20 protein-coding genes are annotated in these 22,482 nt (G+C 63.2%); 1 reads left to right on the forward strand and 19 read right to left on the reverse strand.

Annotation, left to right across the window (positions count from 1 at the left end):
- Nucleotides 1–16 precede the first annotated feature (16 nt).
- From bglA to AC0L2B_RS30615, 4 genes are all read right to left on the reverse strand, one after another.
- Nucleotides 17–1,681, reverse strand: a complete 1,665-nt coding sequence (gene bglA, locus AC0L2B_RS30600; RefSeq protein WP_473748022.1) for a beta-galactosidase BglA — start codon at nucleotides 1,679–1,681, stop codon at nucleotides 17–19.
- A gap of 4 nt (nucleotides 1,682–1,685) precedes the next feature.
- Nucleotides 1,686–2,840, reverse strand: a complete 1,155-nt coding sequence (locus tag AC0L2B_RS30605; protein WP_473748023.1) for a carbohydrate ABC transporter permease — start codon at nucleotides 2,838–2,840, stop codon at nucleotides 1,686–1,688.
- A gap of 1 nt (nucleotide 2,841) precedes the next feature.
- Nucleotides 2,842–3,855, reverse strand: coding sequence for a carbohydrate ABC transporter permease (locus AC0L2B_RS30610; RefSeq protein ID WP_473748024.1), 1,014 nt, complete (start codon nucleotides 3,853–3,855; stop codon nucleotides 2,842–2,844).
- 230 nt (nucleotides 3,856–4,085) lie between these two features.
- Nucleotides 4,086–5,441: an ABC transporter substrate-binding protein gene (locus AC0L2B_RS30615; protein WP_473748025.1), complete on the reverse strand. Its 1,356-nt coding sequence runs from the start codon at nucleotides 5,439–5,441 to the stop codon at nucleotides 4,086–4,088.
- A gap of 361 nt (nucleotides 5,442–5,802) precedes the next feature.
- Between AC0L2B_RS30615 and AC0L2B_RS30620 the strand changes: the two genes are divergently transcribed.
- Nucleotides 5,803–6,825, forward strand: a complete 1,023-nt coding sequence (locus tag AC0L2B_RS30620) for a substrate-binding domain-containing protein (RefSeq protein ID WP_473748026.1) — start codon at nucleotides 5,803–5,805, stop codon at nucleotides 6,823–6,825.
- Nucleotides 6,826–6,941: 116 nt separating this feature from the next.
- Here the strand turns inward: AC0L2B_RS30620 and AC0L2B_RS30625 are convergent, their stop codons facing one another.
- From AC0L2B_RS30625 to puuE, 15 genes are all read right to left on the reverse strand, one after another.
- Nucleotides 6,942–8,420: a S8 family serine peptidase gene (locus AC0L2B_RS30625; RefSeq protein ID WP_473748027.1), complete on the reverse strand. Its 1,479-nt coding sequence runs from the start codon at nucleotides 8,418–8,420 to the stop codon at nucleotides 6,942–6,944.
- Nucleotides 8,410–9,075: a hypothetical protein gene (locus AC0L2B_RS30630; RefSeq protein WP_023796841.1), complete on the reverse strand. Its 666-nt coding sequence runs from the start codon at nucleotides 9,073–9,075 to the stop codon at nucleotides 8,410–8,412. Before AC0L2B_RS30630 ends, AC0L2B_RS30625 begins: the two co-directional genes overlap by 11 nt.
- A complete protein-coding gene (locus AC0L2B_RS30635) occupies nucleotides 9,072–9,638 on the reverse strand; it encodes a sigma-70 family RNA polymerase sigma factor (protein WP_473748028.1) in 567 nt (188 codons plus the stop codon). The genes AC0L2B_RS30630 and AC0L2B_RS30635 overlap by 4 nt, the downstream gene beginning before the upstream one ends.
- A gap of 326 nt (nucleotides 9,639–9,964) precedes the next feature.
- Nucleotides 9,965–10,804, reverse strand: coding sequence for an alkaline phosphatase family protein (locus tag AC0L2B_RS30640; protein ID WP_473507824.1), 840 nt, complete (start codon nucleotides 10,802–10,804; stop codon nucleotides 9,965–9,967).
- An 8-nt stretch (nucleotides 10,805–10,812) separates the two neighbouring features.
- Complete coding sequence (locus tag AC0L2B_RS30645) at nucleotides 10,813–12,465, reverse strand: ABC transporter ATP-binding protein (RefSeq protein WP_473748029.1); 1,653 nt, start codon at nucleotides 12,463–12,465, stop codon at nucleotides 10,813–10,815.
- Nucleotides 12,465–13,289 carry an ABC transporter permease gene (locus AC0L2B_RS30650; RefSeq protein ID WP_128244537.1) on the reverse strand — a complete coding sequence of 275 codons (825 nt, stop codon included), beginning with the start codon at nucleotides 13,287–13,289 and terminating at the stop codon, nucleotides 12,465–12,467. Before AC0L2B_RS30650 ends, AC0L2B_RS30645 begins: the two co-directional genes overlap by 1 nt.
- Nucleotides 13,290–13,300: 11 nt before the next feature.
- Nucleotides 13,301–14,260: an ABC transporter permease gene (locus AC0L2B_RS30655; RefSeq protein WP_023796836.1), complete on the reverse strand. Its 960-nt coding sequence runs from the start codon at nucleotides 14,258–14,260 to the stop codon at nucleotides 13,301–13,303.
- A 16-nt stretch (nucleotides 14,261–14,276) separates the two neighbouring features.
- Nucleotides 14,277–15,866, reverse strand: a complete 1,590-nt coding sequence (locus AC0L2B_RS30660; protein WP_023796835.1) for an ABC transporter substrate-binding protein — start codon at nucleotides 15,864–15,866, stop codon at nucleotides 14,277–14,279.
- A gap of 156 nt (nucleotides 15,867–16,022) precedes the next feature.
- Complete coding sequence (locus tag AC0L2B_RS30665) at nucleotides 16,023–18,008, reverse strand: CocE/NonD family hydrolase (protein WP_473748030.1); 1,986 nt, start codon at nucleotides 18,006–18,008, stop codon at nucleotides 16,023–16,025.
- A gap of 86 nt (nucleotides 18,009–18,094) precedes the next feature.
- Nucleotides 18,095–18,514, reverse strand: coding sequence for a type II toxin-antitoxin system MqsA family antitoxin (locus tag AC0L2B_RS30670; protein WP_473748031.1), 420 nt, complete (start codon nucleotides 18,512–18,514; stop codon nucleotides 18,095–18,097).
- A 2-nt stretch (nucleotides 18,515–18,516) separates the two neighbouring features.
- A complete protein-coding gene (locus AC0L2B_RS30675) occupies nucleotides 18,517–18,822 on the reverse strand; it encodes a type II toxin-antitoxin system MqsR family toxin (protein ID WP_473748032.1) in 306 nt (101 codons plus the stop codon).
- Nucleotides 18,823–18,875: 53 nt separating this feature from the next.
- The gene (locus tag AC0L2B_RS30680; protein ID WP_473748033.1) at nucleotides 18,876–19,469 is read right to left on the reverse strand and encodes a nucleoside deaminase; all 594 of its coding nucleotides are present in this window, start codon (nucleotides 19,467–19,469) and stop codon (nucleotides 18,876–18,878) included.
- On the reverse strand, nucleotides 19,469–19,972 hold the full coding sequence (locus AC0L2B_RS30685; RefSeq protein ID WP_473748034.1) for an ureidoglycolate lyase: 504 nt from the start codon (nucleotides 19,970–19,972) through the stop codon (nucleotides 19,469–19,471). The genes AC0L2B_RS30680 and AC0L2B_RS30685 overlap by 1 nt, the downstream gene beginning before the upstream one ends.
- A complete protein-coding gene (locus AC0L2B_RS30690) occupies nucleotides 19,969–20,817 on the reverse strand; it encodes a bifunctional allantoicase/(S)-ureidoglycine aminohydrolase (RefSeq protein WP_473748035.1) in 849 nt (282 codons plus the stop codon). Before AC0L2B_RS30690 ends, AC0L2B_RS30685 begins: the two co-directional genes overlap by 4 nt.
- Nucleotides 20,818–20,861: 44 nt before the next feature.
- Nucleotides 20,862–22,295, reverse strand: coding sequence for an allantoinase PuuE (gene puuE / locus AC0L2B_RS30695; RefSeq protein WP_473748036.1), 1,434 nt, complete (start codon nucleotides 22,293–22,295; stop codon nucleotides 20,862–20,864).
- Between the last annotated feature and the right edge of the window lie 187 nt (nucleotides 22,296–22,482).

The following is a 22,482-nucleotide window of genomic DNA, read 5'->3' on the forward strand; positions in this document are numbered from 1 at the left end:
CCAGTGAATTGCAAATTCAGTCGATACGCCCGAACCAGGCGCCGTAGCCGCCGAGGCGGATAAAGCCGGCGTCAGTCTGTCCCGAAAACCCGTGCCCCGGCAAGGGCTGCAGCGAGCGTCCGCCGAGATTGACTTCGGCCGGTCGGCTGCCGAGATTGAAGGCGCAGACGATCTGCTCATTGCCCTCGCGGCGCGTGAAGGCGACCGTATCGCCCTGGCTTTCGATGAACTCGATCTCGCCCTTGGCCAGCGCCGGATACAGGTGGCGGAAAGCGAGAAAGCGCCGGTAGTGTTCGAGCAGCGAGTTGTCGTCGCCCTGCTGCACATCGACCGCCTGCGAAAGGTGCTTGGCAGGCACGGGCAGCCAGGGCTTTGCCGTGGAGAAGCCGCCATTGCCGTCGGCGCCATTCCAGACCATCGGCGTGCGGCAGCCGTCGCGGCCCTTGAATTCCGGCCAGAACCGGATGCCGTAGGGGTCCTGCAGATCCTCGAATTGCAATTCCGCTTCGCCAAGACCGAGTTCCTCGCCCTGGTAGATGCAGACCGAGCCGCGTAGCGACATCAGCAGCGCCGAGATCACCTTGAGATAAGCGGTCTGGTCGGCCTCGCCGGCCGCCCAGCGCGAGGCAGTGCGCATCACGTCGTGGTTGGAGAAGGCCCAACACGACCAGCCGTCGCTGGCGACCTCGCCAAAGGCTTCCAGCACCGAACGCACCTTTGCCGCGCTGATCTTTTCGGGCGCCAGGAAGTCGAATGAATAGCACATGTGCACGCGCTTGCTGCCGGCGGTATAGGCCGCCACCACCTCCAGTCCGCGCTGCGAATCGCCGACTTCGCCAACCGCCGCCGTCGCCGGATATTCGTCGAGCAGGGCGCGGAAGCGTTCGAGGAAGCCAAGGTTTTCGGGGCGGCTCTTGTCGTAGAGATGGTCCTGGTAGTTGTAGGGGTTGACGGAAGGAGCGGTCTGGTCGTTGCGCTGTTCGGCCGGCAGCGGCGGATTGTCCTCGAGGCCCTGGCTGTGGAAGTAGAAATTGATGGTGTCGAGGCGGAAACCGTCGACGCCGCGCTCCAGCCAGAAGCGGGTGACATCGAGCAGCGCGTCCTGGACTGCGCGGCTGTGGAAGTTGAGATCGGGCTGCTCGGCCAGGAAATTATGCAGGTAATATTGCTGGCGGCTGGTGTCCCACTGCCAGGCCGAACCGCCGAAGATCGACAGCCAGTTGTTGGGTGGCGTGCCGTCGGGCCTGGCCTCGGCCCAGACATACCAGTCGGCCTTCGGGTTGGTGCGGCTCGAGCGGCTTTCCTTGAACCACGGATGGATGTCGGCGGTATGCGACAGCACCTCGTCGATCATCACCTTGAGCCCGAGCCTGTGCGCCTCGGCGGTCAGGGCGTCGAAATCGGCCAGCGTGCCGAACATCGGATCGACGTCGCAATAGTCGGACACGTCGTAGCCGAAATCCTTCATCGGCGACTTGAAGAACGGCGAGATCCAGATGGCATCGACGCCGAGCGCCGCGATATAGGGCAGCCTGCCGATGATGCCCCTGAGGTCGCCGATGCCGTCGCCGTTCGAGTCCTGATAGCTGCGCGGATAGATCTGGTAGATCACGGCACCTCGCCACCAGTCGCGGTCGACGGCGAAGTCGGGACTCAACGTCGCTTTCACAGCGGATTGCATGATCTCAGCCTCCCTTCACCGAGCCGGCGAGCAGCCCGCGGACGAAATAGCGCTGCAGCGAGAAGAACACGATCAGCGGCACGACAATGGTGATGAAGGCCGATGTCGTCAGGATCTCCCAATCGCCGCCGCGCGAGCCGAGCAGCGCGTTGAGCTTGGCGGTCAGCACGATCTGGTCGCCCTCGGTGCCGAGGAAAACCATCGCGACCAGCAGGTCGTTCCACACCCACAGGAACTGGAAGATGGCGAAGGAGGCAAGCACCGGGAACGACAGCGGCAGCACGATCTTGACGAAGATCTCGAAATCGCTGGCGCCGTCGATGCGCGCCGATTCCATGATTTCGCGCGGCAGGCCGGCAATGTAGCTTCTCAAGAGATAGATGGCGAAGGGCAGGCCGAAGCCGGTATGCGCCAGCCAGATGCCGAGATAGGTTTTCGACGGCACGCCGAAGAAGCTGCCGACGCCGTTGTAAAGCTTCAGCAGCGGGATCAGCGACATCTGCAGCGGCACGACCAGGAGCCCGATGATCACCGCGATGAGCAACGCCCGGCCGGGAAAGCGCATCCAGGCCAGCGCATAGGCCGCGAACGCCGCGATCAGGATCGGGATGACCGTCGCCGGAATGGTGACGGTCAGCGAATTCATGAAGGAGCGGCCGATGCCCTCCGAAAACAGCACCGTATTGTAATTGTCGGTGGTGAATTTCGGTGGCGCCGACGAGGCGTAGTAGACGCGCTGGCCACGCTCGCCCTCGAACGGCTTGGTCGAGGTCATGACGAAACTGCCGTCGGCGTTGAGCTGCAAGGTCTCGCCGTCGCCGAGATCGGCTGTCGTGCCGGCGGGATATTGCGTCGGCGCCGACGACTTGACGCCAAAGGCGCTGATGTCGCGGGCCGGATCATCGCCGAAGATGTTGCCCTCGAGGACGAACTTGCCGTCCTTCTCGACTTGCGCCGAGGCGGGTGGCAGCCGCCCCGCTTCCGTCTGCGTGGAACTGGCGAACGAGTTCCACCAGCCCGAGGCGATGATCTGGTCCTTGTCGCGCAGCGACGAGACGAGAATGCCGAGCGTCGGGATCGTCCAGATCGCGACGAAGAGGAAGACCGCGATATGGACGCCGAAACGGCTGGCAAAGGACTTTCCGGTCGAGACGGCCATCTCAATGTCCTCCCGTCTCTTTGTTGGCCTGGCGGATGTTCCAGATCATGATCGGAATGACCGCGATCATGATGATGATGGCGATGGTGGCGCCACGGCCGAAATCGCCGCCGCCGCGGAACATCCAGTCGAACATCAGATTGGCCAGCACCTGGCTGTTCCATTGGCCGTTGGTCATCGTCAGCACGATGTCGAAAACCTTCAGCACCAGGATGGTGATGGTGGTCCAGACGACGGCGATCGTTCCCCAGATCTGCGGCACCATGATCTTCCAGAAGATCTGGAACGGATTGGCGCCGTCGATGACGGCCGCCTCCAGCGTCTCCTCGGGAATGCCCCGCAAGGCAGAGGACAGGATGACCATGGCAAAGCCGGTCTGGATCCAGATCAGGATGATCATCAGGAAGAAATTGTTCCAGAACGGCAGCGATATCCAGACCTCCGGCTGGCCGCCGAAATATTGGATGATGGCGTTGAGCAGGCCGATCTGCGTCTGGCCAGCACCGCGGTATTCGTAGATGAATTTCCAGATGACGCTGGCGCCGACGAACGAGATGGCCAGCGGCAGGAAGATGAGGCTCTTGGCGATTGTGCCCCACCAGATCTTGTCGGTGAGGACGGCGATGATCAGCCCGAGGAAGGTGCAGGCGGCAGGCACGACCGCCAGCCAGATGATGTTGTTGAGGATGGAGGTGCGGAATTCGCGGTCGCCGAACGCCCATTCATAGTTGGCGAAGCCGACGAAATTGGCGCCACCGCGATCGAGGAACGACAGCCTGAGCGTCTCCACGACCGGGTAGATCAGGTAGATGGTGAGGATGATCATGGCCGGGCCGACGAACAGCCACGGCCGGATCATCCCCTGCCGGCGCAGATTGTCGATGGCCGCCGCACCTGCAACGCCGCGCGACGGGAAGATGATGTCCACCAGCTTGTTGGCGCCCCAGAAATAGGCGACGCAGCCGCCGACGCCGACGACGATGACGAATATGGCCGAGAAAATCTGAGCCGCCACGGGTCCCTCCCTCTGCGCATGATCCGCCAGTCGGGAATGACTTTGGCGATGCGATCACAGGCCGATTCAGTTATTTGGAACGCGATCGGATGCAAGGCAGGGTTTTGCACTTGCTGGTCGCGCGTCATGCCGGAATGTGCTCATAAAAATTGCTGCTGTGCGGGCCGCCGGTCGGATCCGGGCCATCGAGGCCCGGATCAATGCAGGATCGGACGTTCAGCCGGGACCGCCTACTTGATCGCGTCCCAGCTCTTCTGGATATCGGTGGCGACATCCTGGGCGGACTTGCCGCCGACGAGATCGATCATGCCGGTCCAGAAGGCGCCGGCGCCGATCTTGCCCGGCATCAGGTCGGACCCGTCGAAGCGGAAGGTCGAGGCCTCGGCGAGGATTTCGCCCTGCTTCTTCAGCGCGTCGCTGGCATAGGCGTCCTTGTTGACCGACTTGAACGGCGTCACAAAGCCGCCCTGGGCCATCCAGATCTCATGGGCGAGCGGCATCTTCAGGAATTCGATGAACGCGCGGGCACTCTTGCTATCCTTGGTGATCATGGCCAGCGTGCCGGCGCCGAGGACCGGGGTGCCGAGGTCGGGCTTGGCAGCGTAAGCTGGGAAGTAGAAGAAATCGGCGTCCTGGCCGATCTCGGTGCCTTCCGGGAAGAAGGTTGGGATGAACGACGCCTGGTGGTGCAAATAGCATTTCGGCGGCACCGAGAACAGGCCTTTCGGGCTGTCGCGAAAATCGGTCGCCGCCACCGCCTTGGCGCCGCCGTCGACCATCTTGTCGTCGGTCGCGATCTTGCCGAAAATGTCGATGGCGTTGACCACCGCGGGGTCGTTGAACGGAATCTCGTTCTTCACCCACTTGTCGTAGGTCTCGGGCGTCTGGGTGCGCAGCATGATGTCCTCGACCCAGTCGGTCGCCGGCCAGCCGGTGGCGCCGCCAGACCCGAGCCCGATGCACCATGGCGTGCCGCCGTCGGCGATGATCTGCTTTTCGAGCTCGGCGAGCTCTTCCTGCGTCTTCGGCACCTCGTAGTCGGCTTCCTCGAAATTGTCCGGCGAGTACCAGACCAGCGATTTCACGTCGGCCTTGTATGGGAAGGCGAAAAAGCCCGGCTTGCCATCCTTGTCCTTGAAGGTGCCGAGATCGACCCATGACTGGCCGGCGCCGTAATTGTCCTTGATCCAGTTGGCGGTGTCGTCGCCGAGCGGCGTCAGCAGGCCCTTGGACGCCAGGTCCTGGATCAGGCCCGGCTGCGGCAGCACGGCGATGTTGGGCGGGCTGCCGGCCTGCGTGTCGATGACGATCTGCTGTTCGTAATTTTCCGACGAAGAGTATTTGACCTCGGCGCCGGTGGCTTCCGAGAAATAGTCGAGAACGGTGCGGATGAGGCCCTCGTCCTCGCCGCGCCATGGCCCGAAGATCGACAGCGTCTCGCCCTTGAGGTCGACTTTCTTGAGCTCTTCGTAATTCGCCCAGTTGAAGCGGGGGTCTTCGCCCGGCTTGAACTTCAGTTCGGCTTGCGCCGGTGCGCCAAGGGCGAGCCCGACAAAGGCGGCGCTCAGCAGAAGCATTTTCCTCATTGGTATTCCCTCCCAGTGGTGACAGACACCGGACGGAACCTCCATTCCGTCCGCCGACGCTGCAGGACTGTGACTCACTCGGAAGGGAACCGCAACCTTTCGAAGAGTCTTCCAAAGCGCTTTGGTCTTCGCAATCACGCCACTGAATTAATCAGAAGTCAAGAGGCTGGTAAACTAATCGATTTAATTTCACGGCCGCAAGAGCAAACAAAGTGCGCTGCAGCACCATTTTGGGCGCTGCAACAGCAAATTTTGCTTCAAACCGGTGAGAAAAGGTGCTTATGATCGTCGCATCGGTAGCGCTTGCCGCCGTGGCGCGAGCGACCCATAGTTAAAGCGCTTTGAGGCTTGGAGGCCTCCGGTGAACCTCAAACAGCTTTCCCACATGCTGGCGCTTTCGCAGACGACGGTAAGCCGCGCGCTGAACGGCTACCCGGAAGTCAACGAGGAAACGCGCCGGCGGGTGATCGACGCAGCCAAGCGCCACGGCTATCGCCCCAACCCGAGCGCGCGTCGGCTGGCTACCGGCAAGACCGGGATGATCGGTTATGTCTTGCCGACCGGGGCGGCCGTCGACATCGACCCGCATTTCGTCGAGTTCCTCTCCGGTCTCGGCGACTACGCCCGTTCGCACGAACTCGACCTAGTGCTGTCCCCCGCCGATGCCGACGATCAGGAGACGACCTATCGGCGCATCGTCGCCAACCGGCAGGTCGACGCCGTCTACATCTCCTCGCCGAGGCCGGCCGACCGGCGGGTGGCGCTGGTCAGCACGCTCGGCATCCCCTTTATCGTCCATGGCCGCAGTGAAGGGCTCGATTTCGATTACCCTTTCACCGACATCGACAATGAGGGCGCCTTCCACGAGGCGGCACGGTTGCTCGTCCAACTCGGTCACCGGCGGCTGGCGCTGATCAACGGCGACGGCCGCGAGACCTTCGCCATTCACCGCGAGCGTGGTGTGCGCCGAGCGCTGGCGGCAAGCGGTCTGGCGCTTGGCGAAGGCGATGTCTGTTCCCTCGCCATGACCGAGGAGAACGGCTACCGCGCCGCCAGGCGCTTACTTGAGCAAAGCGATGCGCCGACCGCGATCGCCTGCTCCAGCCTGATCATGGCGCTCGGCGTCGTGCGAGCGGTGCGCGATCTCGGCCTGACCATTCCGGGCGACCTGTCGCTGATCGCCCACGACGACGTCTTCCCCTGGCTGAAGCCGGAGAATTTTTCGGTGCCGTTGTCGACGACGCGTTCGTCGATCCGCCTGGCCGGCGCTCGTATCGCCGAGCGGCTGGCGGCGCGGATTTCCGGATCGGAGGAGGGCGCCCGCGGCGAAGTCTGGCCGGTCGACCTGGTCATCAGGGGATCGGTCGCCGGCGCACCGCCGTAAGGGGTCAAATGTTGGCGGGTACCGGGAAATACGACATCGCGGTTCGCCCCCTCTGTCCGGCCGGACAGAGGGGGGTGCTTCGCGCCGCCCCTCATCGCTTTACCTCCCACGCGGACTTACTCCTTCGCCGCCTCGGCCGCCCTGATATCCAACAGGCCATAGCCGAAATCATTGTCCCTGCCCTTGGGGCCGAGATCCCTGGCCGTGGCGGCCAGCGCTTTCTCGACCCAGTCGGCGGAACGGTCGGGTGCGGCATGCAGCAGATTGGCGATCGCGCCGGTGACGATGGCTGCGGCAAACGAGGTGCCGGTGACCACATCCGAACCGGCGCCGCTCGGCGCTACCATCTCGACGCCGGGAGCGGAGAGGAAGACGTAGGCGCCGCGATTGGCCTGCTGCATCAACCCATCCTTGGCATCGGTGGCGGTCACCGCGATGACGCCGTCGAAGGCGGCCGGGTAGCCGTAGGGCGCCTTCGGTCCGTTGTTGCCGGCGGCGGCGACCAGCACGATGCCCAAGGCGCGAGCATTGCGGCAGGCGACGCCGAGCAGGTCGTTCTTCGGGCCGACGAAGCTCATATTGATGATGCGGACGTCTTGCTCCGCCGCCCAGTCCAGCGCCGCAAGGATGACGTCCATGGTCGACTTGCCGCCCTCGAAGGCGCGGGCGTGGTAGATCCTGGCGCCCGGCGCCATGCCTTTGAGCGCGCCGACGCCGGCGATCAGGCCGTCGATCGAGGTGCCGTGATCGCGCGCCTCGATCGGCACATCGGGCATGGCGTCGAACTGATCGGCGATGACGCCTCTTAGGGCCGGGTTGGTATCGTCGATGGCGGTGTCGATGACGGCGATGCGTACATTCTCGCCGCTCGCCTCTTTCGCATCGAGCGCGATGCGCTCGAAGGCATAGTTGACGATGGTGGCTGCCTGCTGCAGCGAGTAGATATGGTTGGGCTCGCGCCGCAAAGTGCGGCCGTCGGCGGCAAGCTGCGCCAGCACGACGCCGACCGGGCGGCCATCGGGAATGCCGAAGCGCACCAGCGTGGAGCCGAGCAACTGAGACTGGCGCTGCGAGCGCACCTCGAGGCCAAAGGAGGCGGCGATCTGCTGGACGGCATCGCCCTCCACCGTCACCAGCACCTCGTCCGGCACGAAATCACCGACGATGGCGCGCGGCGGCTCGGCCGCGACGAGATCGCTGGGCGAAACGATCGGGCCGCCCGCCGCAGCGGCTTGTATCGCTGTCGCACCGGCAGGCGGGACTGGCGGCGGCAACGCACCGCTGGCCGGATCGCGGCGCGGATCGGGCGTCGGCAGCGGCGCTTGGCCGCCGCCGATCGGATTGGGGAACAGGTCGACGATCAGCGCGGGAAGAAGCACCGCATTTGTCGCGGCAGGACCTGCGCCGGGCCTTTCGCCGCTGCCATCCTTTGTGTCGCGCTTGATGCAGTCGGCCGCCGTCGCCCCTCGGTTGAGGCAGTCGATTTCAGTCTGCGTAAGGTTCGGATCATTGGTCTGCGCCAAGGCAGGCACAGCGCCGATTATCATCGCCGCCACGAGCAGCGCCGCAAATCGGATGACCGCCCTAGCCGCCATCGACCGGTTTCCTTCCCTCGACCACAGCCTCCGCGAAAGGCTGGGCGGCAATCAGGCCGAGCACTTTTTCATAGTCGGCTGCGGTCGCGGCCGGAATGCCAAGACGGAAGACACCTTCGGCGGTTGGGCCGGCGGCAATCTTCAGCTGGTGCTCGCCAAGAAAAGCGACAATGTCGGCCATCTTCGCATCCGGCTTGAACGTGACCAGCGCGAACGGCATTTTCGCAAGATCGCCTTGCTGGCCGGCAATTTCGAAATCGCTGTCGATGCCGCCAGGCTGCTCAAACGACTGCACCACAACAAGCGCCAGCAGAGCCGCGGCCGCAGCCCAGGCAACGCCGGCGGGAACTGCCGTGAAGCGGCCCCACGCTTGCGCCAGCCAGGACGCCGCCGGCGCGCGCGCTGGACCGGCCTCGGCGTCGAGCGCCCGGGCGAAGCGGCTGAGCGCATCGGCCGGCGGACGGATCGCTTCATTGGATGCAGCGGTGCCGGAGAATTCGGCTTCGGCCTCGCCGAGTGCGGCAAGCGCTGCCGGGTCGGTCGCCAGCCATTCCTCGACGGCTTCGAGCTCTGCACCTTCCAGCGAGCCATTCAGATAGAACGGCAGCAGCGTTTCCATTTCATCGCGGCGCGACATCTTTTCAGCGGCGCTCATGGCCACCCCCTGTCGTAACCGGCGGCCTTGAGGGCCTCGCCGAGTTTCTTGCGGGCGTAGAACATCCTGGTCTTGACGGTGGCGACCGGGATGCCGAGCACCTCGCCGATCTCGGTCACCGACTGTCCGTGGTAATAGGCAAGGTCGATCACCGTTCGGTGTTCTTCCGGCAAGGCATCGACGAAGCGCCGCAACGCGGCGCCCTTGTCTTCCTTCATGGTGACGACTTCCGGAGAGTCGGCGCCGTCGGCGACCTGGGCCGCGTCATCGTCGTCGATCCAGTCTTCCTTTTTCTTGCGCAGCGACGACAGCGCCTTGAAGCGGGCGATGCCGAGCAGCCATGTCGAGACTTCCGAGCGCCCCTCGAAGCCGGGCGCCTGGCGCCAGAGTTCGAGAAACACCTCGTTGGCGATATCGTCGGCCATCATTTCCGATCCCGTCTGGCGCACCACGAAGCGGTAGACCCGCGCGTGGTGGCGCATGAACAGGAGCCGCACGGCGGCACGGTCGCCTTTGGCGACCCGGCCGACAAGCGCGCGATCGGTTTCCGTCGCTGCCGTCATGGCCGATCGAGCCGCCTGGCTCCTGTCTGCTCTGTCGCTGATCGGCCCAAAAAGGTTCACCGCTTTCCGCCCAGAATTCCCTGAAAGCTAGCCGAAGAGCGGCAGTGTTGCCAGAGGGAGGTTCTTCCCTTATCCCCCTGTGGGAGAAGGTGGCCGAGCGAAGCTCGGTCGGATGAGGGGTGCTGGACGGATCGCTACACCGAAGAAATAAGCGCTTCAAATCCCTCAATATTTTTACGCCGAGTTTCTTCCAACACCCCTCATCCGTCTTGCCGCTTCGCGACAATCCACCTTCTCCCACAAGGGGGAGAAGGGAAGACGCGCGCTCAGTCGAGGAACGGCCTGGCCTTCATTGTCGCGGGCACCGGGACGCCGAGGCGCGCAAGCACCGTCGGCGCAAGCTGCAGCTGGTCTAGCAGCGTGTCGGCCTCCGGCCCGTTGCCCTGTCCGAAATAATACAGAGCAAAATCCTGCATCTCGTCGTCATGGCCGCCATGATGGCCGCGATCGGTCTGGCCGTGATCGGCGGTCACGATGACCTCGTAGCCGGCTTTCCGCCAGCGCGGCAGGAAGGCGGCGAGCATGCCGTCCATCGCATAGACGGCATGGTCCATCTCATGGCAGTCATGGCCGAAGCGGTGGCCCATCGAGTCCAGCGTGCAGGTGTGCAGGATGCCGTAGTCGATGCCGTGGCGTCTGGTCAGCATGGTCAGCGTCGCGAACAGGTCGACGTCGCTCGGCGTCATCTGGTTGCGGGCATTGTAGCCGGTCATGGTGTGGAACCGGCCATGGGTGATCGGCCCGCCCGGCTCGTCGAACTCCATGTCCTCGACCAGATCGAACGGATAGGCCCGGAAGAATTCGGACCAGTAGGAATGGGTGACCGCACCTGTCTTGCCGCCGGCCCTGCTGACCTCGGAGAAGATATCCGGCTGCTCGACGCGGAAGCGGTTCTCGTTGGTCAAGATGCCATGCACCTGCGGCGCTACGCCGGTGTGGATCGAGGCATAGCAGCAGGCAGAGGTCGACGGCAGCACGGAACGCATCTTCCAGACGCGCGCTTCGCCCGATTGCACCCAGCCTTCGAGGTTGCCCATCAGCCGGCGCCAGTTGCGGTAAGGCACGCCGTCGAGGATGATCAGCAGAAGTTTTGTTTTCAGCGCCACCGGTGTGTCTAATTCCCCGCGCTGGCCATGCGCCGTCCCTTGATCGCCTTTTCCAGCCAGCCGATCTCCATTTCGGGGACTGAGGACAAGAGAAGGTCGGTATAGGCATCGAACGGCGGCGCCAGCACCTGGCTCTTGGCGCCATAGCGCACCACCTCGCCGCGATACATCACCGCGATCGAATCGGCGATCGACTTCACCGTCGCGAGGTCGTGGGTGATGAACAAATAGGCGACGTTTTCCTCCTTCTGCAGCTCGAGCAGCAACTTCAGGATGCCGTTGGCGACCAGCGGGTCGAGCGCCGAGGTCACCTCGTCGCAGATGATCAGCTTCGGCTTGGCGGCAAGCGAACGGGCGATGCAGACGCGCTGCTTCTGGCCACCGGAAAGCTCGGCCGGGTAGCGGTCGACAAAGCCCTTGCCCATTTCGATCTTGTCAAGCAATTCGGCGACGCGCTTGTCGCGCTCGCGGCCGCGCAAACCAAAATAGAATTCGAGCGGCCGGCCGATGATGGTGCCGACGGTCTGGCGCGGGTTCATCGCCACGTCGGCCATCTGGTAGATCATCTGCAACTGGCGCAGATCCTCCTTGGGCCGATCGGCAAGCCGGTTGGCGAGCGGCCGCCCGTCGAAGGTGACGGTGCCTTGTTCGGGCGGCAGAAGGCCGGTGATGGCGCGCGCCAGCGTCGACTTGCCCGAGCCGGACTCGCCGACCACCGCCAGCGTCTGGCCAGGATAGATGTCAACCGAGACGTTCTTCAGCACCTTGATGTGGCTGCGGCCATAGGCGGCGGTGATGTTCTTGACCGACAGGAACGGCGTCGTGCCGGGCTTCTGTTCCTGGTGCTCGATCTCATGCACCGAGACCAGCGCATTGGTGTATTCCTGGCGCGGCTCCTTGATGATCTGGCGGGTGCCGCCCCATTCGACCAGCCGGCCATGGCGCAGCACCATGATCTCGTCCGAGACCTGGGCGACGACGGCAAGGTCGTGGGTGATGTACAGCGCCGCGACGTGCGTGTCGCGGATGGCGTCCTTGATCGCCGCCAGCACGTCGATCTGCGTCGTCACGTCGAGCGCCGTGGTCGGCTCGTCGAAGACGATCAGGTCGGGCTCGGAGCACAGCGCCATCGCCGTCATCACGCGCTGCAGCTGGCCGCCGGACACCTGGTGCGGAAAGCGCTCGCCGATGCTTTCTGGGTTCGGCAGGCTGAGCTTCTTGAACAGCGCGATGGCACGCATTTCGGCCGCGGCCCGTGTTGCCGTGCCATGCAGAAGCGTCGCCTCGACGACCTGGTCCATAAGCCTGTGCGCCGGGTTGAAGGCGGCGGCAGCCGATTGCGCGACATAGCAAACCTCGCGGCCCCGCAGCTTGCGAAAGCCCTCCTTGCCGCCCTTGAGAATGTCGCGGCCGTTGAGGATCACTTCGCCGCCGGTGATCCGCACGCCGCCGCGGCCATAGCCCATCGACGCCAGGCCGATGGTCGACTTGCCGGCTCCAGACTCGCCGATCAGGCCGAGCACCTTGCCCTTCTCGAGCGACAGCGAGACGTCGTGGACCAGCACGATGTTCTTCGGCGCTTCGCCCGGCGGGAACACGGTGGCCTCGATGCGCAGATTGCGGATATCGAGCAGCACGGACTTTGCTCGCTGGTCAGCCATTACCCGCGCCCTCCCTTCAGGCTCGTCGTGCGGTTGAGCACCCAGTCGGCGACAAGGTTGACGGAAATCGCCAGCATGGCGATCGCCGCGGCAGGGATGAGCGCCGCCGCGATGCCGAAGACGATGCCGTCCTTGTTTTCCTTGACCATGCCGCCCCAATCGGCGCTAGGCGGCTGCACGCCGAGGCCGAGGAAGGACAGTGTCGACAGGAACAGCACGGCATAGATGAAGCGCAGGCCGAGTTCCGAAACCAGCGGCGACAACGCATTGGGCAGGATCTCGCGGAAGATGATCCACACGCTGCCTTCGCCGCGCAGCTTGGCCGCCTCGACGAAATCCATGACGTTGATGTCGACGGCGACCGCCCGCGACAGGCGGTAGACGCGGGTCGAGTCGAGGATGCCCATGACCAGGATCAGCGTCACCAGATTGGTTGGCAGCACGGAGAGCACGACGAGGCCCATGATCAGCGTCGGGATAGACATCAGGAGATCGACAAGGCGCGACATAAGCGTGTCGAACCAGCCGCCAAAAACCGCCGCCGAGAAGCCAAGGATGGCGCCGAGCGAGAAGGACAGCGCGGTGGCCAGCACCGCGATGAACAGCGTGACGCGGGCGCCGTAGATCATGCGCGAAAGAAGGTCGCGGCCGAGATTGTCGGTGCCCAGCAAATGTGTCGCCGACATCGGTGCCCAGACGTCGCCGACGATCTCGCCATTGCCGTAAGGCGCGATCCAGGGCGCGAAGATCGCCGCCAGCACGAACAATGCCGTCAGCACCAGGCCGATCAGCGCAGGGATGGGGATGCGTTTTATGTCGAGCACAGCGCCGCCCCTCACTTCGGATGTCTGAGACGCGGATTGGCGACGATCGCCGCTATGTCCGCAATGATGTTCAGGCTGATATAAACCGCGGCGAAGATCAGGCCGACCGCCTGCACCACCGGTACGTCACGCTTGGTGACGTGGTCGACGAGATACTGCCCCATGCCCGGATAGACGAAGATCACTTCGACAACGACGACGCCGACGATCAGGTAGGCGAGGTTGAGCATGACGACGTTGATGATCGGCGCAATCGCATTGGGGAAGGCATGCCTGCGAATGACGGCGAATGCCGAAAGCCCCTTGAGCTCCGCCGTCTCGACATAAGCCGATTGCATGACATTGAGGATCGCGGCGCGCGTCATGCGCATCATGTGGGCGAGCACCACCAGCGTCAGTGCCGCCGCCGGCAGCATGATCGCCTGCATGCGCTCGCCGAACGGCATCCCGTCATAGACCGTCGAGATGCCGGGGAAGATCTGGTATTTCACGGCAAAGAAATAGACCAGCACATAGCCGATGAAGAATTCGGGAAACGAGGTCGAGGCAAGCGCCAGTCCGGAGATCAGCTTGTCGACCCAGCCATTGCGGTAACGCACCGCAATCAGGCCGAGGATGATCGCCAGCGGCACGGCAACGACCGCCGCCCAGAAGGCGAGGAACAGCGTGTTCCACAACCGCCCCTTGATCGACGTCGCAATATCCTGCCCGCTCGACATGGCGGTGCCGAGATCACCGGTCACGACGCCGCCGAGCCAGCGGAAATAGCGGATAAAGGCCGGATCGTTGAGGCCGAGCTGCTCGCGCAGATTGGCAAGCGACTCCGGTGTCGCCGACTGTCCGAGGATGGCTTGCGCGACGTCGCCGGGCAGGATCTGGGTGCCGGCGAAGATCAGGACCGATACGGCCAACAGCAGGAGGATGCCCAGCGCAATGCGCTGGGCCACCAGTTTCACGATGGGTGAGGACATCTCCGCAAGGCCGGGCTCAGGCTTCGAGCCAGCACTTTGCCAGAGCGTACCCGTTCATCAGCTCCTGATGCGGATCGTCGACCCAGCCGGCGACCTTGGCGCCCGTCGCGTCGATGAACTGGTTGAACATCGGCAGGATCAGGCCACCTTCGTCGCGGACGAGCATCGCCATGTCGCGATACATCGCCTTGCGCTTGGCTTCGTCGAGCTCGGCACGCGCCGCCAGCACCATCTTGTCGAACTCGGGACGCTTGAAACGCGTGTCGTTCCAGTCGGCCGTCGACAGGTACGCAGTCGAGTACATCTGGTCCTGCGTCGAGCGTCCGCCCCAGTAGGAGGCGCAGAAGGGCTGCTTGTTCCATACTTCCGACCAGTAGCCGTCGCCCGGCTCGCGCTTGATCTCCAGCGTGATGCCGGCCTTGGCCGCGCTTTGCTGGAACAGCTGCGCGGCATCGACGGCGCCGGGGAAGGCGACGTCCGATGTCCTGAGCAGGACGGCGCCGTCATGGCCCGACTTCTTGAAATGAAACTTGGCCTTGTCGGGATCGTATTTGCGCTGCTCGATGTCCTCGGAAAACAGCGGATAGGCCGAGTTGATCGGGAAGTCGTTGCCGAGCGAGCCATAGCCTCTGAGGATCTTGTCGAGCATCTCCTCGCGGTCGATCGCCAGCTTCAGCGCCATGCGCAAATCGTTGTTGTCGAACGGCGCCGTGTTGCAATGCATGATGAAGACGTAGTGGCCAGGACCCGCATGGTTGCGGATGGTGACGCCGGGCAGCCGCTTGATCAGGTCGACGATCTTCGGCTCGACGCGGTTGATCATGTTGACCTGGCCGCCCTGCAAGGCCGAAGTGCGCGCCGTGGCGTCGTTGATGACGATGATCTCGATCTGGTCGGCATGGCCCATCTTGTCGGCCTGCCAGTAATTGGCGAACCGCTCGCCGCCATGGCGCACGCCGGGCTCGTTGGTGGTGATCTTGTAGGGTCCGGCCGAGATGCCGGCGTCGGCCTTGTCCTTGCCGCCATTGGGCTGGATGATCAAATGGTAATCGCTAAGCAGATAGGGCAGGTCGGCATTGGCTTCCTTCAGCGTCAGCACGACTTCCTTGCCGCTGGCCTTGATGCTCTCGATGCCTTTCATGTAGCCGAGCGCGCCCGACTTCGACTTCTCGTCCGAATGGCGTTCGAGTGTGGCGGCGACGTCCTCGGCGGTTACCGTCTTGCCGTTATGGAATTCGACGCCGTCGCGAATCTTCAGCGTCCAGACCTTGGCGTCGTCAGACGAGCCGATCTCCTCGGCGATGCGGTTCTCGAGCGTGCCTTCCGGGGAAAGCTCGACGATCAGTTCGCCCCACATCTTGCCGAAGGCGAACGGCACCTGCGTCATGAACAGGGCCGGATCGAGGCTGTTGGTGGACTCGCCGCCGACCAGGCCGGCCTTCAACGTGCCGCCCTTCACCGGACCCGCGGCGCGCGCTGCACTTGAAAGCAGCGAGTTGGCGAAGGTCGCGGTGACGCCGAGCGCTGCCGCCCGGCCGAGAAAATCACGACGGCTCAGTTTGCCGGATGCGACGCGCCGGCTAAGAAATTCCAGTTCGTTTGACATGTTGAGTTCCTCACTCTGTTGGTTCGACCTTGTGGTCGTTTTTTATGGTTTCTTGTGAGGAGAATAATGACCGCAAGGGAACGCCGTAAGCAAGACCGAATGCGACATGCCGTGGCGTAAATCGTACGTCGCAATTGGACCAATCCGCATAAGCGCTCAAAGCAGATCGCGCGGGATTTTCTCTTCGAAATTACGCTCGAAAACCAGTTCCTCGCCTTCATAGGCTTCGATTCTGGCGCTAATAATGAAGTTTTGCGCATCGGACCGCATCTCGGCTGACGTTTCTGTGCGCACCGACCATCCATTTCGCGACAGCGTGTGCGTCCAGTGCGTCTTGCCCGACGCTGACAGCGGATTGTCAGGATGGATCGCCCATGTCTCGCGGGCGACGCTGCCATTGGCGAGGCCATGCTCCAGGTCGCGCACCTCGCCGAAATCGTCGACAATGGAAAGCGTGACGATTCCGGTCTTCTCGTCGCGATCAACATGACGCTCCGAATTGGCGGCACGGACCGTTTCGGTTGCCCAGGGCACGGCTGCCTCGGGCGTAGGGAACGTGACTTCGTCGCCTTGCGCCGGCGGACGCAGCGGCAGCTTCAGCGTAGCCGCCGACAGGTCGAGCCGAACCGGTTCCGGCGATGGCCAGATCATCGGCCAGTAGGCGTTCGAAACGGCAATACGCAGGCGATGGCCTGATGGCACGCGATAGGCACATTGATCGAGCACGACCCGCGCCAAAACGGTCTCTTCCGGCACCAGCGCCTCGGGGAATTCATGCGAGTTGCGGTGCGTCAGGTTGAGCACGCCGTAGGAGATCAATTCGGATGCGCCGTCAGGATGCACGTCGCACAGCCGCACCGCGATGTTCGCCTGCGGTCGATCCGAGGCGACCTGGATCAAAACCTCCGGCGCGCCGACAATGTCGATCGCCTCGCCGAGCGGGGGCTGGTCGAAACACACCGACAGCGCATCGTCGGGGCGCTGGTCGCCGGGCAGTTCCGGCCCGAAGGTGAAGGGGAAATATTCGCCGCCGGCGAGGCCGCAGCTTTGTGGCGAAGCCACGATTACAGGCCTGGCGCCTTCCGGGATCAGTTCGATCGCCTCAGCCTTGATGTTGGGCGATGGCCAGTCTGCTTCGGCAACCCAGCGGCCGGGCCGCTCGGGGTGCCAACGCGCGGGGCGCACGCTGTCCATCACATAGGCGCGGTAGGCCGGGTCGGCCTCGACGCCGGTGTCGATGCCTTTCAACCAGCGGTCCCACCAGCGCAAGGCCTCCTGCAGGAAGCCGATCGCTGGTTTCGGTGCGGCGTAATGCGGGTACTTGTGGATCCACGGGCCGACGATGCCCTTGACCGGCGCCTCGATATTGGCCGCGAGGTAGGAAATCGTATTGCGATAGCCGTCATGCCAGCCGCCGATCGACAGCACGGCGGCTTGGATGGCGGAATAGTTCTCGCAGATCGAACCGCGCTTCCAATAGGCGTCGCGGTGCTGGTGTCTCAGCCACAGCGGCGCCAGGAAGGGCTGGTTCTCCAGCCGGGTCAGCCATAGGTCGCGCCATCTGTTGTCGCCGGCCAGCAGCGGGTCCGGTGGCCGCGACGAATAGGAGAGCATGGTCGAGGCCCAGCCGAAATTCTCGATCAGCAGGCAGCCGCCCTTGTAGTGGATGTCGTCGGCATAGCGGTCGACGGTCGAGCACAGGCTGATGACTGCCTTCAACGCCGGCGGCTGCTTGGCTGCAACCTGCAGGCAGTTGAAGCCGCCCCAGGAGATGCCCATCATGCCGACATTGCCGTTGCACCAGGGCTGGGCCGCCGCCCAGTCGATCACGTCGCATGCGTCCTGCAATTCCTGCTCGGAATATTCGTCATCCATCAGCCCTTCGGAATCGCCATTGCCGCGCATGTCGACGCGGATAGAGGCGTAGCCGTGACCGGCGAAATAGGGATGCGTCAGCTGGTCCCGATAAATTGTGCCGTCGCGCTTGCGGTAGGGCAGGTGCTCAAGGATCGCCGGCACCGGATCGTCGGCAGCATCGGCCGGCATCCACATTCGCGCCGACAGCCGGCAGCCATCCGGCATGACGATGCCCATGTCCGGAAATTCGACGACCTTGCGGGCAAATTCAGTGATGGTCTTCATCCGGGGCATAACGCCCCGCAGCGAGGCGACTTTCAATCGTCATTCGCGACTGGAGCAAAAAAATATGCGACCTGTCAGGGAGCGCGCTATCGCAACTCGTCCAGCAGTTCGGGATGTTTTTCCAACAGCGTCATCAACTGAATGGTCGGGCCACTCGGCTCAATCAAACCCCGTTCGTATTTGTCGAAAGCGTTCTCGCCGACTTTGAACAGGGATCCCGCCTCGCGCTGCGACAGTTTGAGCTTTGTGCGCACGCGACGGATGGTGGCCGGCGCCGGAACGCCGTCGATCTTTTCTTTGAGGATGCGGAGCGCTGCATCGACGACAGTCATGTCGTCCCCGACATGCACGCCCTCATCTCCCGATGGGGGATAATACCCCGGCAGATCGACGATCATGCTCTCGCCCTTGTAAGTCACAGTGAACGGACGCACTCCACGCGTCAGCGTTTCTCCTGTTTCTGGGGAGATCATGGTGTTCGTTTCCTTATTTACTTTCGTCGTCATAGTCACTTTTCCTTGAACGACATGACTGTGAATCCGGTCACGACGTCGGCCTGAAATTTCACATAGAGCACCAACTCGCGTGCTGGCACGTGGTAGACATCTTGCCAGACACGATGGTCGGCGAATGTCGTCATTGACTTTACAAACATTTTTCGCGTGATGCTGCCGATCACCTCGACTATACCGGAGCGATCGAAGCCGAGGCCAACCGCATCCCGCAGGCCGGACGTCGTGATTGCCAGCGTATCTACAGAGCCCAACTCCGCCTTGATAGCATCAAGATCGTAAGTGGGCCTGCGTTTCTCCATAACACAGTATGCCACCATAAAGGGGGCATTTCAAGCTTTGAACTTTGGGGCATTCAACTCAACGGAATGTCGTTGTCAGCCTTGCTCGCTTGATAGGCGACGGACAATTCGTCATAGCGTGCGGAGATTTTGCCGATCCGCGTTCCCAGTCGCAGGCGCTCGGTCTCGGGCAGCAACGACACCAGTCTGCGGATCGAAAAACCCTTCCAGTAGGCATTCTCGGCATTGTAGCAGCCGGGGTCGAGGGTGAAGACCTCCTTCAGGATCTTCAGATCGTGCGGGATGGCGAAGCTGTCGCGCGAATCCTCATGCGAAAAAAGATAGTAGAAATTGTCGAAGCCGGTCCAGGTGATCGCCGACAGGCAGAGCGAGCAGGGTTCGTGCGTGGCGAGAAAAATCGCGTCCTTGGTGTCGACGCGCTCAGCCTTCGGCATTTCATAAAACCGCTTCAGGCAGTGCACTTCACCATGCCAGAGCGGATTTTCCGTCTCGTTGTTGGTTTCGGCGAGCACCAGCGAACGGTCGTTCTTGCGCAGGATCGCGGCGCCGAACAGCTTGTTGCCGTGGGCGACTCCTTCGGCCGTCTTCGGCACGATGTCATGCTCGATGACGTCGAGCAGGCGGTCGATCAACGAGACGTCGGCCATCACTGGCTCCCGTCGGGAAGATGGATCTCATAGGCGTGCGAGAAATGGCATTCTTCGAGGTTGGAGCCGTCGCCACCGCGATCGACGACGAGGAAATCCTGAGCCTCGCCGATCGGCGTCAGCACGCCGTGCCAGCGATTGCGCGGATAATTGACGCCCTGCCCGGGCGCGGTGAGGAAGGCGTGCGGCTCGCCCGGGCCGTCGTCGCCATCATGGCAGACGACGACCAGGAACGGCCGTGGCGACAACGGCATGAAAGCCTGGCTGCCGAACGGATGACGCTCGACCATGGTGAGCTTCAGCGGAAAATCGTAAGGCGTGCCGCGCACCATGGAGATCAGCACGCGCCCATTCGGCCCCTGCGCTTCGGCGGTGGCGAGGTTGTGATAGCGCTCGGCCTTGCCGCGATTGATCGGGTAGTGATTGCCGCCGCCCAAATCGATGACGTCGCCGAACTCGGCAAAATTTTCGCGGGTTAGCGGCCGCGCCACGATGCGGGTCATGGCGCGCGCCTCCCGACGCCGGCGCCACCAAGCTTGGCGTGCCGGTTGACATCCTTGTAGAGCAAATAGCGGAATTTTCCGGGGCCGCCAGCATAGCAGGCCTGCGGACAGAAGGCGCGCAGCCACATATAGTCGCCGGCCTCGACCTCGACCCAGTCCTGGTTGAGGCGGTAGACCGCCTTGCCCTCCAGCACATAGAGGCCGTGTTCCATGACATGCGTCTCGGCGAAGGGAATGACCGCGCCCGGTTCGAGCGTGACGATGGTGACATGCATGTCGTGGCGCATGTCTTCAGAGTCAACGAAGCGCGTCGTCGCCCAACGGCCCTCGGTGCCGGGCATCGGCGTCGGCGCAATGTCCTGTTCGTTGGCAAAGAAGGCTTGCGGGACACCAATGCCTTCGACGGCGTCGTAAGCCTTGCGGATCCAGTGGAAGCGGAGAGCAGCGCCGCTCTCGTTGCGAACTGTCCATCCGCTGGCCGGCGGCAGGAAAGCAAAGCCGCCCGGCTGCAGGACATGCTTCTCGCCAGCCAGCAAAACGCTCAGCTCGCCCTCGACCACAAACAGGGCGCCCTCGGCGCCGGCATCCGGTTCCGGCCGGTCGCTGCCGCCGCCGGGCGCGACCTCGACGATGTATTGCGAAAACGTCTCGGCAAAACCCGACAGCGGGCGCGACAGCACCCAGACGCGGGTCTTGTCCCAGAACGGCAGGGCGCTGGTGACGATGTCCTGCATCACCCCCCTTGGAATGACGGCGTAGGCCTCGGTGAAGACGGCCCGGCCGGTCAGCAGCTCGCTCTGGCCGGGGTGGCCGCCCTGCGGCGCGTAATAGGTTCGGTCGGCCATTTTCATCGTATCCATCAGTTCAGAGCGTATTGCGGAAGCAAGGCCTATTGCGGAAGCATGTCCTTGAGGCGGAGCAGTGCGATGCGCTCGACCTGTTTGCAGGCGGTTTCGAATTCAACGCCGCGGCTGTTGCCGATGCGCGCCTCGAACTCCGCCAGGATTTCTTCCTTGGTCTTGCCTTTCACCGCGATGATGAAGGGGAAGTCGAAATTGGCGACGTAGGCGGCATTGAGCTTTGAGAACAGCTCGCGCTCCTTGTCGGTCAACGCCTCGAGCCCGGCGGAAGCCTGTTCCCTGGCCGATTCCGCAGTCAGCCGCTTGGTTTGCGCCAGTTTGCCGGCAAGGTCGGGATGGGCGTTGAGCACGGAGAGCCGCTCGGCCCCGCTGGCGCCGCGAAAGACACGGCACAGCGCATTGTGCAGGCCGCCGGCACTGTCATGCGCCGGACCGAGCTCCAGCTCATAGGCGCGCTCGGCGATCCACGGCGAATGCTCGAATACGCCGCCGAATGCCTGGACGAAAGCCTCGAATTCCATCTTCGACGGGCGCAGCGTCGGCGGCCGGAACGGATGGTTCTCTTGCCAGTGCCTTGCAATGTCGATGCGTCGCGCCAGCCAGACCCTGTCGTGTGATTTGACGTAGTCGACGAAGCGCTTCAGCGCCGCGACCCGGCCCGGCCGGCCGACGAGCCGGCAGTGCAGGCCGATATTCATCATGCGCGGCCGTCCTGCCTTGCCCTCGGCATAGAGCGTATCGAAACTATCCCTAAGATAGGCGAAGAACTGGTCGCCCGAGTTGAAGCCCTGCGGCGTGGCGAAACGCATATCGTTGGCGTCGAGCGTATAGGGGATGATGAGCTGCGGCTTTGCCGACCCGTCCGGCCCAGCATGCTCGAACCAGTAGGGCAGTTCATCGTCATACGTGTCCGACACATAGTCGAAGCCGCCCTCTTCCGCCGCCAGCCGCACGGTGTTGATCGATGTGCGGCCGGTGTACCAGCCGGTCGGCCGCGCCCCGGTCACCTCGTAGTGCAGCCGGATTGCCTCGTCCATGTCGCGGCGCTCGTCCTCCGGCGCATGGTCGCGATAGTCGATCCATCTCAGCCCGTGCGAGGCGATCTCCCAGCCGGCCTCCTGCATCGCCACGACCTGGTCGGGCGAACGCGCCAGTGCTGTGGCGACGCCGTAGCAGGTGATCGGCACCTCAGCCTCGGTGAACAGGCGCAGCAATCGCCAGAAGCCGGCGCGGGCGCCATATTCGTAGATCGATTCCATGTTCCGGTGGCGCTGCCCGGGCCAGGGTGCAGCGCCGACGATCTCGGACAGGAAGGCTTCCGAAGCCTTGTCGCCGTGCAGGACGCAATTTTCGCCGCCTTCCTCGTAATTGACGACGAACTGCACCGCGACATGCGCCCTGCCGGGCCATTTCGGATCCGGCGGATTGGCGCCGTAGCCGCGCATGTCTCGTTCGTAACGCATTGTCGCTCCTGCCGGATAGTGTGATCAGGATAGTCGAAAGGATTGCTTGCGCATTCCCCCGAAAATTTTTGAAAGTGTTTTTGCAGCACTTCACTCGACCGGGACTTATGCATCGCCTTTAATGGGCGCACAATTCGCCAAACATGTTCGACTGTACCGGACATGTTTCGAGTGTACCGGAATGGGA

The sequence above is a fragment of the Mesorhizobium sp. WSM4815 genome, from assembly GCF_055811575.1.